Genomic DNA, 15,411 nt, shown 5'->3' with positions numbered 1-15,411 from the left:
TTTAGTTTGTAATTTTGTATTGTTCTCCTGTAGTTTTAATCATTTCTATAATGTTCAGAAGGTTATTAATTGTGTTTTTAGGGTTTAGAAGTGTAAATTTCAGGTAGATGTTACCTTGTAGTTTTGTACTCGCAATTGATGCTTTTCCTGCTTTGTACAAGGTGTTTTTGATATATAAATTAATCGAGTTATGAATTACATCTTCAGTTATTCCCTCAGTTTTATATCGAAATACTACGGTACTGAGTGCTGGTTCGTGAACAGTTTCAAAACATTCTTGATCTTTTATGTTATCATATACTGCTTTTGTTAAAGAGTGTACCTCTTCTAAATAACTAGCAATTGTTTTTGTTCCTAATGTTTTTAAGGTTAGCCAAACTTTTAAAGCGTCGAATCGGCGTGTTGTTTGAATTGACTTTTCTATAAGATTAGGTCGTTGTGGATCTTTATCTTCAATAGGGTTTAAATAATCTGCGTAATATGATACATACTGAAAATGTTGTTTATCATTTACTAGAAATGCACTACAACTTACTGGCTGAAACAATGTTTTATGAAAATCTATGGTTATAGAATCAACTAACTCAATGCCCTTAAAGTAATCTTTATGAGTATTCGTAAGCGCATAACAACCCCCATAAGCACCATCAGCATGCAACCACATATTGTGTTCTTTTGCTACTTTACCAATGGTTTGTACTGGATCAAAGCTTCCATAATCAGTGGTTCCTAATGTTGCTACAACTGCTATTGGAATATTACCTTCTTGTTTTGTCTTTTCTATCGCTAATACAAGTTCGTTAACATCCATCTGCATCCTCTTGTCAACTTTTACAGGTATAACTGCATCATATCCCATACCTAATAAAGCTGCACTTTTTTGAATACTGAAATGTGCCTTTTCTGAGCAAAAAATTCTAAACTTATTTATTTCACTTCTCCAACCATGTTGTTTAATGTTGATTTTGAAATGCTTGAAAGCATAATTGTCTCGAGCCATTAACATGGCCATAAAGTTAGATTGTGTTCCTCCACTTGTAAAAACACCATCTGAATTTTCAGATAGATTAAATACGTTGGTTATCCAATGAATTACTTCTTGTTCTATAAAAGTTGCTGAAGTACTTTGATCCCATGTTTCAACTGCAGTATTAATTGTGGTTGTAATCATTTCTGCTATGATTGATGGTAATGTAATTGGACAGTTTAAATGTGCTACATATGTTGGATTATGGAAGGCGATTGCATTTTTTATATACAAATCATTTAACTCTTCTAGAGCACTATCTATCGTTTGATTACCCTCAATATTTACCAGTTTAGCTTGCTCTTTATTTGCTAGAATTTCTTCAAGATTGTCTCCTTGATAAAAGGTTCTGTTTGATAAAAATTGCTGAATGTAGGAGGCTGTTTTTTGAATATACTCTTCGTATAAATTCATCGATTCATCACTAAACAAATAACTATTTAATGATAATTCTTTTAATGAAGGGTGGGATTTAAGAATCATTTATTTTTATTTAGTCTTAATAATTAAAGACAAAAATATATTTAGACCAAACAAACTAAATGACGTAAGTGGAATTTAAAATGACGTAACTGGTATTTTTTTATAAAAAAGAAAGTGTAGTACTTTAAGCTTAACTTAAAATACTACACTTTTAAAAATCTATTTATTTATTCTTTAACTCTCTGGAGCTAACTCTACTTCTAAACCATCTAAATCTGGTGTCATTTGTATTTGACAACCTAATCGACTATTGTCTTCTACATAAAACGCTTCTGCTAACATCGCTTCTTCTTCATCCCCCATTTCTGGCAATTCATGATTTGATTTTACATAGCATTGACAAGATGCACACATTGCCATTCCTCCACAAATACCAATGGTTCCTTCTGGGGCTAACTCATACGAACGAACTACTTCCATCAAGTTCATAGCCATATCTGTCGGTGCTTGTATCTCGTGTATTACCCCATCACGATCGGTAATTTTTATAGTAATATCTTGTTCCATTTTACAAATTCATTTTTTTTCGAAGTGTTTTAGCTCTCTTGTCTTCCCCATCATGTGTCCAACCTGGTGAATTTAATATATAATTGAGTTTATCATTCCATCTATCAGCTCTTTTTACATCTTTCCATATAGCAGCATATTCATGCGTTGCTACTTTTACAGGATTAAAGGTTTCAATGTTTATGGTTAAACCATATACAGGTTTTTCTACTTCTTTAAGCTCTTCAGAAAAAGTCCCAAACATACGATCCCAAATAATTAAAATCCCTGCATGATTACAATCTAAATATCGAATATTAGAAGCGTGATGTACTCTATGATGTGACGGTGTATTGAAAATTAATTCGATTGGTTTCGGTAGTTTATCAACTAATTCTGTATGTACAAAAAACTGATAGATTAAACTGACTCCCATCATGGTAAACATCATTAATGGATCAAATCCTAATAGCGGAATTAACATCCAAAAGAAAAACTTATGAATACGCTCTCCTACTCCTTGACGTAGCGCTGTTCCTAAATTCATATAAACTGATGAATGGTGAGGTACATGCCCTGCCCAAAATAGGCGTACTTCATGATTTAAACGGTGAAACCAATAGTAAGCAAAATCATCAACAAACAATAATAAAACCCAAGCCCACCATTGACGCTGAACTATATCCTTTAACGGACTGATTTCATGTAAATAGAAAAAAGCTATAAACGCTAAAATTTTTGGAATAAATTCAACAATGGCAGAAAAAACCATCATTAACAAAGACACTCCGGTATCTTTTCCATGATATTTTTCTTTTGCTATTCTGTACTCTATCAACATACCTACAAAAAAAATAGGCAGCGCAAAATACAAGAGTTTATCTTGTGATAATTGTTGTATATATTCTGTCAGAAGCACCTTTAATTAATTGCTTTAACTACTGCTTTCGGTGCTTCTTTTCTTGTTCCATCAAAACCATCTACACCCCCTACAGTTGTATACTTCATCACATATTTTTTATCTGGATGAATACGTTTATAAGCACTCTGACACATCAACGTTGCTTCGTGGAATCCGCATAAAATTAACTTTAATTTTCCTGGATACGTATTTACATCTCCAATTGCGTAAATACCCTCTACGTTGGTTTGATAATCTAATGCATTGTTTACTTTAATGGCGTTTTTCTCTATTTCTAATCCCCAATTTGCGATAGGGCCTAGTTTTGGAGATAACCCAAACAACGGAATAAAGTGCTCACATGGCAAGGTAAACGGTTTTTTATCTTTTTGTTCTACCAACACACCTTCTACCTTTCCTTCACCGACAATTCCTTTAACTTCTGCAGGTGTAATTAGCATTAATTTTCCTTCATTCTTTAACTCTTGTACTTTGTCAACAGAATCTAAAGCTCCACGAAATTCATTTCTTCTATGAATTAAAGTTACTGATTTTGCTACATCGGTTAAGAAAATAGACCAATCTAAAGCCGAATCTCCACCCCCAGCAATTACCACATCTTTATCTCGATACAGTTCTGGTTCTTTAATCATGTACTCGACTCCTTTATCTTCAAAGTTTGCAATGTTTGGAATCGGTGGTTTACGTGGTTCAAAACTTCCTAATCCTCCTGCAATAGCTACTACAGGTGCTTGGTGTTTTGTTCCTTTATTAGTCGTTACAATAAACGTTCCGTCGTCTTGTTTTTCAATAGTATCAGCACGTTCTCCTAAGGTAAACCCTGGTTCAAATTGTTTAATTTGTTCTAGTAACTTATCAGTCAAATCGCCTGCTAAAATCTCTGGATAAGCTGGGATATCGTAAATAGGTTTTTTAGGATAGATTTCTGAGCATTGCCCACCTGGTTGCGGTAAGGCATCAATTAAATGACAACGTAATTTTAACAACCCTGCTTCAAAAACCGTAAATAATCCTGTCGGTCCTGCTCCAATAATTAATATGTCTGTTTGTATCATTTTGTAACAAAATTCTCTTATTTATACTGAGATTCCTGCCTTTTGAAGTAAGGCAGGAATATTTATGCGTTAGTGATTGAGTGGCTTGTTTGAGCTCTCCCGGTATTTTTATCGGGAAGCGAGTAACGAAAGCACGCTCGAACGCCCAAAATTAAAGCGTGAACTTTTCTTAAAAGCTGATTTTTGTCAGCTTATCCTACGTTAATTACTTCTGTAATTTCTGGCGCGTATTTTTTTATAGTTGCTTCTACTCCGTTTTTCAACGTCATTTGATTGACTGAACAACCGCTGCAAGCTCCTTCTAATTGTACTTTTACCGTACTGTCTTCTATAGATAATAATTTAATATTACCTCCATCACTTACTAAAAAAGGTCGGATTTCTTCCAACGCTTTTTCTACGTTATTTCTTATGTCTTCTATTGCCATAACTGCTTATTTTGAGCTACAACCACTCATGGTAGTAATTCGTACTACTTCTGTTGGTGGTAAGTTTGCATTTCTTTTTAATAGTTGCGAAACCATTTCTTTGGTTACCTCTGTAAAAGCTTCTGCCAATGGTGTATTTTCTTGTAAAGCTACTGGATGCCCAGCATCTCCTGCTTCACGTATGCTTTGTACTAATGGTATTTCTCCTAAGAAACTTGTTTCAATATCTTCTGCTAAATTTTTAGCACCTCCTTGCCCAAAAATATAATATTTATTGTTAGGAAGTTCTGCCGGTGTAAAATACGCCATATTTTCAACGATACCTAATACTGGTACGTTAATACTTTCTTGTTTAAACATTGCTACTCCTTTTTTAGCATCTGCTAAAGCGATGTTTTGCGGTGTACTTACTACAACTGCTCCGTTAATTGGTACTGCTTGTACTATTGATAAATGCACGTCTCCTGTTCCTGGAGGTAAGTCGATTAGTAAGAAATCTAACTCTCCCCAATCTGCATCAAAGATTAATTGATTTAATGCTTTTGATGCCATTGGTCCACGCCAAATTACTGCCTGACTTGGGTCTGTAAAGAAGCCTAATGATAATAACTTTACCCCGTAACTTTCAATCGGCTTCATTTTTGAACGTCCATTTACATTTACAGCTAATGGTTTTTCTTTTTCTACATCAAACATTAAGTGTTGTGACGGCCCATACACATCTGCATCTAATACCCCTACTTTAAAGCCCATTTTAGCTAATGAAACTGCCATATTTGAGGTAATGGTAGATTTTCCTACTCCTCCTTTACCTGAGGCAATAGCAATAATATTTTGAATATTAGGGATTTCTTTTCCTCTAATTTGGTTCGGGTTTTCTTTTTGTTGAACTTCCACCTTCACATTCACTTTTACATCAATCTTTTGATCAACATGTTGATGAATTGCTTTCATTATCTCAACTTCTACCTTCTTCTTAGCCTGTAACGATGGGTTAGCAATAGTAACATCAACAACTACTTCATCTCCAAACGCAACTACGTTGGTTATGTTCTCGTTTTCAACCAAGCTTTTACCTTCACCTGGTGCAGTTATCGTTTCTAATGCTTTGTATATATCTTGTTTTTTAAAACTCATGTTTTATGCTATATGCTTTAAACAGCAAGCGATAAGCTCGTTGCTTATTTTTATTTAATCTTAACTGCAAAGATACGTTTTAGCCCTCAGAAAATAAAGTCTTTAGATTGGTAATATTTATGGGTTGATAAGTTGGTCTTATCGATGAGTTTTGGATACCGTTTCCTTACAGAAAATCACTTATAGTGACAATTGTAATTTGATGTTTTCTATGAGTTCTTTAAAAGCTAGGAAATGTAACCTTTTTGAAGTCCGTAGCTTAATAACTCCTCATAAGGGTTTCCTCCTAAATTTAAGAGTTTGGCAAAAGCGGGTTCTGTTTTAAGCCCTTGTTCTTTTAAGTCTATAATTTTTAATCTAAACGCTTCTTTTTCTTTTAATAAAACCTGATATTCAATAAGCATGTGCAGATAAGAATCTTGTTTTTCTGGCTGTTTCTTTTGTACAAAAAATTCTATTGGAAATGTTTTGTATTTAAACGTAATAATTGTTGTTTTTAGGTTTTTGTATGATACTATTTCTTTTACTTCAAACTCTGAAAGTTCTCCATACTCTGCACTTACAGCCTTGATAAATCCTTCATGATTTTCACTTTGACAAATAATGTCTAAATCGCTTGACTCTACATCAATATTGATAGGTATTGTGCCTACTAAAATAGGGTTAAAGTTTTTTAATCGTTCGAAAACATTAAGTTCTAATAGCGCTTTATGAGCTTCTCTTTGTCGAGCTGTTCCAGCTTTTAAATATGATATGTTTTTAAAATTTATCACAATTCTTCACTTGGATTCCAAAATACCTTTTCAAAATTTTGAATTTGGTTATCAATGATTTCAATTCCTTCACTTTCTAACAATTGTTGCATAAGGTTTGTACCATCAAAATGATGTTTTCCTGTTAACAATCCTTTTCTGTTTACTACTCGATGTGCTGGCACTTCTTTTGTTGAAGAATTATTCATTGCCCAACCAACCATTCTTGCTGAACGTGCTGCCCCTAAATAGGTAGCTATAGCACCATAACTTGTAACTCTTCCATGTGGTATTAAACGAGCTACTTCGTACACTTTTTCGAAGAAGTTATTTGATGTTGTTTTCATAAATTAAAAATACAACTTTACAGTAAAATAGACTTCCTACAATTCTGAAAAAGAATACATATAAACCTTAATGTTCTCCAAATATGTATTATGAAAATAAAAAGTAAACACTACGAAAATCATTAGTAATTAAAAAAAGCTACTGTAGAGTAGCTTTTTAATCATTTAAATTATCTAGGATCTATATTAGGAAAGTCATTTCTTATTAACTTTATGTCTGCTTCGGACATACCTGACCATTTTTCTTCTTCTTCTGTAAACCTAGGAGGCATAAAACTTAAATTAGTAAAATGTGTATATCCTAAAACATGCCCTAACTCATGTATTAATATATACTCTCTAAGTTTAGGAGTAAGTACAGGTACTGATTGTTCTAGTTGTGGTATATATCCAGAATTTATATCAACCTTTGTTCCTACATCCCCATTTTCATTAGGAAATTCTGCCCCAGCTGGAGAACTTGAGTAACGTGGTGACTCTTCTATAAAATTAAAATTAAAATTTGCATTACTTTTGAGAGAAGTCGGTGACATATTTATTGAGCGAGTTGTGTTTGACCACACCAAAGCAGCTTTATGAATAGCTTCAATCCATTCAACAGGCATCTCTGAATCAATAAAGTACTTAATTCTCACAGCACTCTCTGGACTTGCTAAACCGTCAGATACTCCTCTCGAATGTAATTTAACACTAGATTGATCCATTTTTGCTTCTACATCCGTAATTAGAGTTTCTTCTTCACTACAAGAAATTAAAAATAAAGCCATACAAGACAGGGTAACAATTGTCTTTCTACTAATTTTTGAGGTAATTTTCATTTTAAAAGGGTTTTATTATTTTTATTTAATCTAAACAAAAATAATAATTAAATTAATAAAAAAAATAATTTTATCAGTTTTTTCATCAGTTTATACACAAACTTTAAACCCTTGAAAAACAATATTTTAAACACATTTAATTGTTTTTTTCAAATCAAGTACATGTAATATTGTATTACTCTTAAAAATATTAAAGCTCTTTTAAAATAAAAAAAGAAGAACTAAACAGAAATCTTTATTATTACAGTAGTATTTATAAGTATTCCATAAATTACTTTAACAAAACCTACCTCTATTATAAAATGAACACTATTCAACTTGATATATATTTACAGACTATACTAATCGACAAAAAAATCCTGCTTATTTGCAGGATTAATAGTTTAGTTTGAATTTTATATAGGTAATAGGTTTTCCTACTTCTAAGTATTGTTTTTCGTAGAATGTTTGTGTACCCGTAACTTCTTTTGGACTGTACACATTTTTATATACATCGTGATTTGCGTGTAAAACCTCGTGACCTTCTCCATGCAACAAACCTAAAGTGTAGCCGTGCATGAATTCACTATCGGTTTTTAGGTTAACTGTTCCTTCTGAGTTTAAAATACCATGGTATTTTTTCAAGAATTCAGTATTAGTCATACGGTGTTTGGTACGCTTATATTTAATTTGCGGATCTGGAAAGGTTATCCAAATTTCAGAAACCTCATTTTTAGCAAAAATATAATCTACTAATTCTATTTGAGTTCTGATAAAAGCAACATTGTTCATGTTATTTTCCAGTGCTGTTTTAGCTCCTCGCCAAAATCGCGCACCTTTAATATCAATTCCAATAAAATTTTTATCAGGGTTTTTTTCTGCTAAAGCAATTGTATATTCACCTTTACCACAACCTAGTTCTAAAACTATTGGGTTGTCGTTTTTAAAAAAAGTATTCCATTTTCCTTTGTAAGGAAAATTAGAAGTTACTTCTTCTCGCGTAGGTTGAATAACGTTAGCAAACGTTTCATTTTCTTTGAAACGTTTTAGTTTGTTTTTGCTTCCCAAAGTATATAGAAATTAGGCTCTATCTTCTGTTCCTTCTCTTTTAAAACGAGCAGCTTCTTTCATCCAATAAGCAAATAATACTAATAGGACTAATAAAAAGAACCAGTTTACAGCGTTTGAGGTCCACCAACCTGCATCTGATTTAGCTACTGTTAAACGTAACCAATTAAATGGTGCAAATAAAAAGTCGGTAAATAAACTACCAATCCATCTAAAAATATTGCCTGCTATCATATCTTAAGTATCTTTACAGCTGCAAAAATATAAAAAGAAACAATGTTAGCCAATTTTTTCGGTAAATCTAAACCTATAAATTTTATTGTACTTTTTGTACTGTTTTTAGGGTATTTTGTTTTTAGTATTTTTTCTAAGGAATTATCTTTCAACCTTGTTAAAGAACTTGGTTGGTTTTTAGTTGTTTTTTCAGTGTACAATTTTATCATTGCAAAAAACCTATTGACTTATGATAATTCTTTTGCTTTTTTATTTTTTGTAATATTAATTGGTTTTTTTCCTGATACGATACAGGTAAATAAAACTTTTTATGCCAACTTAACTATACTTCTTTTCCTACGAAAAGTATACAGCTTACAATCTTCAAAAAACATTTTTCATAAGTTGTTTGACGGTGGTTTGTGGCTTGGAATTTCATTTTTAATAGAGCCTTATGCTCCTCTATTACTTGTATTACTTTACTTTTCTATATTTTTACACCAACGATTTACCTATCAAACACTTCTAACGCCTGTAATTGGTTTTTTAGCTCCTGTTTTTTTGCACTTTACATACTATTATTGGCATGATGAAATTGATAAATTCTGGTTACTTTTTGATTGGAATTTTTATCCCGATTTAAGCTTTTATTCTCATGAAAAGTATTTATTCCCTATTCTTTTTATAAGCTTTTTTTTGGTAGCTTCTATTCTTTTAAAAAGCCCCAAAGCACTCTCTGTTAAGAATAAGTTTAGAAAAAACTGGATATTGATTCTTACTCATCTCGTAATTACTACAGCTATTTTACTTTTAGTTGAAGATGGTTCTGGAAGCGAGTTTTTATATGTGTTCTTTCCCCTTTCAGTTGTTCTAGCTAACGGAATAGAGTTTTTTCAAAAAAAATGGTACGCTGATGTTATTATTATTCTATTCTTAATAGCTTCGTTTACTCTAAACACTGTCGTGTAAACTATAATTTAACTCCGTAAGCTAAATCTCCAGCATCTCCTAAACCTGGTACTATATAGCCTTTATCATTTAATTTTTCATCAATGTCGCCAATCCATAAAGTAGTACTTTCAGGTAAATGTTTAGCAACGTATTCTACACCTTCTACTGAACCAATAACCGAAGCTATTATTATTTCTTTTGGTGTTCCATACTTTTTTATCCCTTCATAAACCTCAACCATTGATCGACCTGTTGCTAACATCGGGTCTACTAACAATACTATTTTTCCATCAATAGAAGGTGATGCAAAATACTCTACTACTATTTCAAATTCTTCATCATTATTAGGATGATGACGATATGCTGAAATAAACGCATTTTCTACATCGTCAAAATAGTTTAACATTCCATTATGTAGCGGTAATCCTGCTCTAAGAATAGAACATAATACTATATCATTTGCTGGTAACTCTACCTTTTTCGTTCCTAAAGGTGTTGTTATTTCTTTGACGTTATAGTGTAACTCTTTACTTAATTCGTACCCTAAAACTTCACCTATTCGTTCAATATTTCTACGAAAACGCATTGAATCTTTTTGAATAGAGACGTCTCTAAGTTCTGCTAAGAATTTATTAAGAATAGAGTTTTGTTTGGCTAAGTGATGAGTTTTCATGAAGTATATTCTTTTTGTATCCTACAAAAGTAATAGAATTTTATCAAGCTCTTATAAAGTTGATTAATGCTTTTAGTAATTCTTCTTTAGCTTCTACATGACTCATATGCCCGTTTGGCAATGTAATTAATGAGGTCCTGGTCCTCTTAGCTTCTTCTTCAACAATAAGGTAATTTAATATTGGGTCGCTTTTTCCAGCGATTATTAACCGCTTTTCTATTGTTTGTAATGTAGCTTCTTTGTTGTTTCGCAAACGCATTCCTTCTGTAGCTGCAATGTATCCTCTAACTGGTATTTTTAAGGCTTCCCCCCTTATTTTCTCTATTTCTTTAGATAATTGCGAGCGCATATTTTCTGCAAATAAGTTACTTATCGACATTTTCACTAATGTCTCGTAGTTTTCTTTTGCCATTTCATTTGCTCTAATTCTTAGTTTTTTTCGCCCTTCACTATCTGCTTGAGCGGTAGAGTTCATCAAGCATATTCCTTTTACATTTTTCGAATATTTTTCTGCAAAAGCTAAAGCAGCATAACCTCCCATTGAATGTCCTACAAAAATAGATCGACGGATTTTTAATTCTCTTAACACAGATTTAACTGCTTCAGCCATTTCTTCCATAGTATGTATATACCCAACACACCCTGTTTTCCCATGCCCCAATAGGTCAATGCAAATTACACGGTTTTTTTTAGACAATTCTTCAATCACGGCATTCCACATCGTACTGTTTTCTAGAAACCCATGTAATAAAACAACACAGTTTCCTTTACCAGTATCAGTGTAAAAAACGGTTGTTTCTTTAAATTTTGCAATCATTTTTTAATGTATATTCGTCGCTTACTAATTTGTTAGGCAATGCACAAAACTAAGGAGATATTTATAAACGGATTTGCTTTATTTTCAATGTTTTTTGGAGCTGGTAATTTAATTTTACCTCCTTTTTTAGGAAAAAATGCTGGTTATTTGTGGTTTTGGGTAACTATTGGTTTTTTTATTACTGCTATTTTTATTCCTATGCTAGGTATTTTAGCACATGCTAAGCTACAAGGTACTATGTATGATTTTGGCAAAAAAGTGTCTCCTACTTTTAGCCTTATTTATTGTTTTGTTGTATACACTATCTGTATTGCTTTACCTGCACCTAGAACAGCATCAGTTACTCATGAAATGGCTATTGCTCCTTATTTTAGTAACAGTAGTTCTTTAATTACTAGTACAATTTATTTCGGACTTGTTTTTCTTTTTACCTTGAACCGATCAAAAGTACTAAGCCTATTAGGTAAGTTTTTAACCCCTCTTATTATATGTATTTTATTGGCTATTATTTTTGTTGGAGTTTTTACAGCTCCTGATACAATAACTCCAACTACTTTTAAAGCTCCTTTTGTTGATGGGTTACTAGAAGGATACCAAACCTTTGATGCTATCGCTTCTATAGTTGTTGGTGGTGTTTTAGTTATTTCAATGAATTTTAATACAAACACAACTTTTGAAGAGAAAAAAGAGCTAATTACCAAAGCTGGCTTTATTGCTGGTATAGGATTGTTAATTATTTATGCTGGTCTTATTTATAACGGTGTTTTATTTAGTTCTACCTTTTCTGAAAGCGCTAATAGAACAGAGATCTTAAATTCTTTGAGTAATCAGACTTTAGGAAATATAGGAAGTGTTTTTCTTAGTGTTTTAGTTGCTTTGGCCTGTTTTACAACTGCTGTTGGAATTATTACAGGTACTGCCGATTATTTTAAAGGGATTAGTAATAATTCTCAAAAGGTTTTTACAATTACTGCTATTATTGCCTGTTTACTAGGAATTGTTGTAGGTCAGTTTGATGTAAAATACATCATCAATATTGCATTACCTGCTCTAATGTTTATTTATCCAATAACTATTATTTTAATTGTACTAAATGTACTTCCTGAAAAATACACCTCAACTTTAGTTTTTAAAATTGTAGTGGGAGTAACCTTTTTATTTAGCATCCCTGATTTTTTAGGGTTTATTATCAACCCTAACTACTTAATTGAGATAAAAAACAACATTCCTTTTGCCAATCATAATTTGGGCTGGGTATTGCCTGCTATCTTGAGTTTTGTCTTTGCTAACTTGATTAGATACAAAAGGTCAATTTCAACTGAATAGTCCCTTATTTATTACGTTTTTTTGTCAATTGAAATAACATTATCCCCATAAACTATAAAAGCTCACAATAGCGAGCTTTATATTTTTATTTGAGTGAATATCTTAAAAACGATACCCTAAATTTATCCCTACTCTAGGCACTATAGAACGAGCTTCAGTAGTAAATAGATTTCTTCCTAAACCTCCATATACATCAAGAACAAAACCACCTGAAGACACATATTTTGAACCAAATGCTAAACCTAAAGCTCCGTCTGTATACTCTTTATATTGTTTTGTTGTACTTCCTTGAACTTCAACTTCTCTTTCTCCTGTATTAATTCCCATAAAAACTTCTCCAAAATAGTTCCAATTACTATTATTGGTAAAATAATGACGGAAAAACGGAGTGAACATTCGTTCTTCGTTATATCTAAAATCTGCTGATTTTTTTTCAAAGTTAAATAACGCTGAAATACCAATTGAAGAGCGATCAGTTGTGTAGTGTTCATAAGATACTTCCAACGTTTTAAAAGCTAATGCATCTAGTAAATCTACTTTCAATTCTTGCTGTGCATACGTAAAAGAGCTAACAAAAACCACAACTGTTAATACTATTTTTTTCATTTTATTTTTTTACTAAATTATAAGTTACCTGTTACCCACAAGTATAATACCACAAACATACATTTTTTTACAAAAAGCAGTAGTAATATCTACTTTCTCTTTTACGAGCAGTTACAGTTTGTATCACAACCACTACTTTTTTTAGATTTGAAAAAGAATTTTTTCACTAAAAAAATAACAGCTCCACAAACAACTGTATATGTTATAATTTCTTGCATTATCTTAAGATTTGATAGGCTATAAATGCTGACAAATACGCCAAAGCTCCCATACTTACTAGTTGAACTATTGGCCACTTCCAACTTCTTGTTTCTCTTTTTACAATTGCCAATGTTGCCATACACTGCATTGCAAATGCATAAAACAATAATAAAGAAATTCCTGTAGCAAGATTGAATCTCTTCTCTCCTGTAACAAGATTCACCTCCGATGCCATTTTTTGTTTTATCGTAGTAGTATCCTCTCCATCATCTTCAACACTGTAAATAGTTGCTAATGTACCAATAAACACCTCTCTTGCAGCAAAAGAACTAATTAACCCAATACCTATTTTCCAGTCATAACCCAATGGTTTAACAACTGGTTCTATTGTTTTTCCTGCGATACCTATATATGAGTTTGCTAGCTTAGCAGAAGCTACTTTTTTAGCCAAATCTTCTTCTGATAATTCTTGATTCGCTACACTTTCTACCACATTTTTTTCGGCATTTTCATAAGATGATGGTCCATGAGATGCTAAAAACCACAGCACTATTGAAATTGCTAAAATGATTTTTCCTGCTCCAAAAACAAATGCTTTTGTTTTATCCAACACATCAAAAAACACATTCTTTACTGACGGTATTTTATAGTTAGGCATTTCAACTACAAAAAGTGAATTATTTTTAATTTTCAATGTTTTATGCAAAATATATGCTGCGATAATTGCTGCTGCAAAACCTAAAATATATAATGCTAACAAAGTAAACCCTTGTAAACTAAAAAAACCAAACAGCTTAGTATCAGGAATAATTAATGCTATTAAAATTGCATACACCGGTAATCGTGCTGAACAGGTTGTAAAAGGTGTTACCAAAATAGTAATTAAACGTTCTTTCCAACTAGCAATGGTTCGAGTTGCCATAATTGCTGGAATAGCACAGGCTGTTCCTGAAATTAACGGAATCACACTTTTACCACTCATTCCAAAGCGGCGCATAATTTTATCCATTAAAAACACTACTCTACTCATATAGCCTGTTTCTTCAAGAATGGATATAAATAGGAAAAGAATGGCTATTTGAGGTATAAAAATTACTACTCCACCAACTCCAGGGATAATTCCTTCGGTAAGTAAATCGGTAAACATTCCTGCTGGTAGTTGTGCTTTTGTAAATTCTGCAATATTTGCAAATAAACCATCGATAAGATCCATTGGAGTAGATGCCCAATCGAAAATAGACTGAAATATCAACAATAACAATCCAAAGAAAATAACATACCCAAATATTTTATGGGTAAAAACTCTATCTAGTTTACTACGTACATCAGTTGCTTTAGAAGCATCTACCTTATATGTTTTAGTTAAAACAGTATTTATTTGCTGGTATCTATATATAGTTTCTTTATGTTGATACTTTTTTTGCTTTGTAATTTCTCCTTCAAACTCTTTTATTCTTTCTTTTTCTAAGGAAGAAAGTAACGGAGTATGGTTTTTCGTTAGCATCATCCACAGCTCATACGAAGTAAATTCTTTACTTATAGTAGCTAACTTTTCAAAATAAGTGGCATCTATTTTTTTAGATAGTTCGTTAAAGTTTGAATGTACTTTTAACGATTCATAATTGGCTACTGCTTCTTTTAAGTCACCAACTCCTTCGTTTGTTCTTGCCGACATTAACACCACTTTAGTATGTAACTCTTTTTCTAAAGCAGGTATGTCTATAGAGATTCCTTTTCTCTGTAATTGATCCGCCATGTTTAAAGCTAAAACCGTCGGAACTTCTAAATCTTGAATTTGCGAAAACAGTAATAAGTTTCGTTTTAAGTTTTCAATATCCGCAACTACAACAATAACATCAGGCTTTTCCTCTTGATGAGTTGTCATTAATGCTTTTAAAACAATACTTTCATCTAAAGAAGTTGGATTTATACTGTATGTACCTGGTAAATCGGTAATCGTTGCACTTTTACCATTAGGTAGCTTACAAATACCTTGCTTTTTATCAACAGTAACTCCTGGGTAATTTCCTACTTTTTGATTTAAACCTGTTAACTGATTAAACAACGATGTTTTTCCTGTGTTCGGGTTTCCAATTAACGCAACATTAATACGATTACTCAT

Annotated in this window: 17 protein-coding genes; 2 read left to right on the top strand and 15 right to left on the bottom strand. The window is 32.2% G+C overall.

The window, feature by feature from the left end:
* Window position 1: 1 nt before the first annotated feature.
* The 11 genes from C7448_RS02330 to C7448_RS02280 all read right to left on the bottom strand — a co-directional run bounded on the left by C7448_RS02330 (window position 2) and on the right by C7448_RS02280 (window position 8,736).
* Window positions 2-1,510: a pyridoxal phosphate-dependent decarboxylase family protein gene (locus tag C7448_RS02330; protein WP_245939413.1), complete on the bottom strand. Its 1,509-nt coding sequence runs from the start codon at window positions 1,508-1,510 to the stop codon at window positions 2-4.
* A gap of 174 nt (window positions 1,511-1,684) precedes the next feature.
* Entirely contained in the window at window positions 1,685-2,017 is a 333-nt protein-coding gene (locus C7448_RS02325; protein ID WP_115899741.1) for a 2Fe-2S iron-sulfur cluster-binding family protein, read from the bottom strand.
* A gap of 1 nt (window position 2,018) precedes the next feature.
* Window positions 2,019-2,915 (bottom strand): sterol desaturase family protein, encoded by an 897-nt coding sequence (locus C7448_RS02320; protein ID WP_245939412.1) that lies wholly within the window; start codon window positions 2,913-2,915, stop codon window positions 2,019-2,021.
* 2 nt (window positions 2,916-2,917) lie between these two features.
* On the bottom strand, window positions 2,918-3,973 hold the full coding sequence (locus C7448_RS02315) for an NAD(P)/FAD-dependent oxidoreductase (protein WP_115899739.1): 1,056 nt from the start codon (window positions 3,971-3,973) through the stop codon (window positions 2,918-2,920).
* A 191-nt stretch (window positions 3,974-4,164) separates the two neighbouring features.
* Window positions 4,165-4,401, bottom strand: coding sequence for a NifU family protein (locus tag C7448_RS02310; protein ID WP_115899738.1), 237 nt, complete (start codon window positions 4,399-4,401; stop codon window positions 4,165-4,167).
* Between the two features lie 6 nt (window positions 4,402-4,407).
* Window positions 4,408-5,538: an Mrp/NBP35 family ATP-binding protein gene (locus C7448_RS02305; RefSeq protein ID WP_115899737.1), complete on the bottom strand. Its 1,131-nt coding sequence runs from the start codon at window positions 5,536-5,538 to the stop codon at window positions 4,408-4,410.
* A gap of 227 nt (window positions 5,539-5,765) precedes the next feature.
* Complete coding sequence (locus C7448_RS02300; protein WP_170136993.1) at window positions 5,766-6,311, bottom strand: DUF4269 domain-containing protein; 546 nt, start codon at window positions 6,309-6,311, stop codon at window positions 5,766-5,768.
* Complete coding sequence (locus C7448_RS02295; protein ID WP_115899735.1) at window positions 6,308-6,637, bottom strand: MGMT family protein; 330 nt, start codon at window positions 6,635-6,637, stop codon at window positions 6,308-6,310. Before C7448_RS02295 ends, C7448_RS02300 begins: the two co-directional genes overlap by 4 nt.
* Before the next feature lie 170 nt (window positions 6,638-6,807).
* Window positions 6,808-7,455, bottom strand: a complete 648-nt coding sequence (locus tag C7448_RS02290; protein WP_115899734.1) for a zinc metalloprotease — start codon at window positions 7,453-7,455, stop codon at window positions 6,808-6,810.
* Window positions 7,456-7,830: 375 nt separating this feature from the next.
* Window positions 7,831-8,502, bottom strand: coding sequence for a tRNA (guanosine(46)-N7)-methyltransferase TrmB (trmB, locus tag C7448_RS02285; RefSeq protein ID WP_115899733.1), 672 nt, complete (start codon window positions 8,500-8,502; stop codon window positions 7,831-7,833).
* 12 nt (window positions 8,503-8,514) lie between these two features.
* Window positions 8,515-8,736, bottom strand: a complete 222-nt coding sequence (locus C7448_RS02280; RefSeq protein WP_115899732.1) for a DUF6341 family protein — start codon at window positions 8,734-8,736, stop codon at window positions 8,515-8,517.
* 42 nt (window positions 8,737-8,778) lie between these two features.
* On the opposite strand from C7448_RS02280, the gene C7448_RS02270 reads away from it, so the two are divergent.
* Complete coding sequence (locus C7448_RS02270; protein ID WP_147300486.1) at window positions 8,779-9,684, top strand: DUF6427 family protein; 906 nt, start codon at window positions 8,779-8,781, stop codon at window positions 9,682-9,684.
* Window position 9,685: 1 nt separating this feature from the next.
* Here the strand turns inward: C7448_RS02270 and upp are convergent, their stop codons facing one another.
* Both upp and C7448_RS02260 read right to left on the bottom strand, forming a co-directional pair.
* Complete coding sequence (gene upp / locus C7448_RS02265) at window positions 9,686-10,339, bottom strand: uracil phosphoribosyltransferase (protein ID WP_115899729.1); 654 nt, start codon at window positions 10,337-10,339, stop codon at window positions 9,686-9,688.
* Between the two features lie 43 nt (window positions 10,340-10,382).
* On the bottom strand, window positions 10,383-11,156 hold the full coding sequence (locus C7448_RS02260; RefSeq protein ID WP_115899728.1) for an alpha/beta fold hydrolase: 774 nt from the start codon (window positions 11,154-11,156) through the stop codon (window positions 10,383-10,385).
* A 39-nt stretch (window positions 11,157-11,195) separates the two neighbouring features.
* Between C7448_RS02260 and brnQ the strand changes: the two genes are divergently transcribed.
* Window positions 11,196-12,482 carry a branched-chain amino acid transport system II carrier protein gene (gene brnQ, locus C7448_RS02255; RefSeq protein WP_115899727.1) on the top strand — a complete coding sequence of 429 codons (1,287 nt, stop codon included), beginning with the start codon at window positions 11,196-11,198 and terminating at the stop codon, window positions 12,480-12,482.
* 102 nt (window positions 12,483-12,584) lie between these two features.
* On the opposite strand, the gene C7448_RS02250 is transcribed toward brnQ, so the two are convergent.
* Both C7448_RS02250 and feoB read right to left on the bottom strand, forming a co-directional pair.
* Window positions 12,585-13,088: a hypothetical protein gene (locus C7448_RS02250; RefSeq protein ID WP_115899726.1), complete on the bottom strand. Its 504-nt coding sequence runs from the start codon at window positions 13,086-13,088 to the stop codon at window positions 12,585-12,587.
* Between the two features lie 217 nt (window positions 13,089-13,305).
* Window positions 13,306-15,411, bottom strand: a complete 2,106-nt coding sequence (gene feoB, locus C7448_RS02240) for a ferrous iron transport protein B (protein ID WP_115899725.1) — start codon at window positions 15,409-15,411, stop codon at window positions 13,306-13,308.

It is taken from the genome of Tenacibaculum gallaicum (assembly GCF_003387615.1).
In the GTDB taxonomy this organism is placed as follows: domain Bacteria; phylum Bacteroidota; class Bacteroidia; order Flavobacteriales; family Flavobacteriaceae; genus Polaribacter; species Polaribacter gallaicus.
The sequence above is the reverse complement of the archived record's forward strand: the minus strand, read 5'-3'. Positions and strand labels throughout refer to the sequence as shown.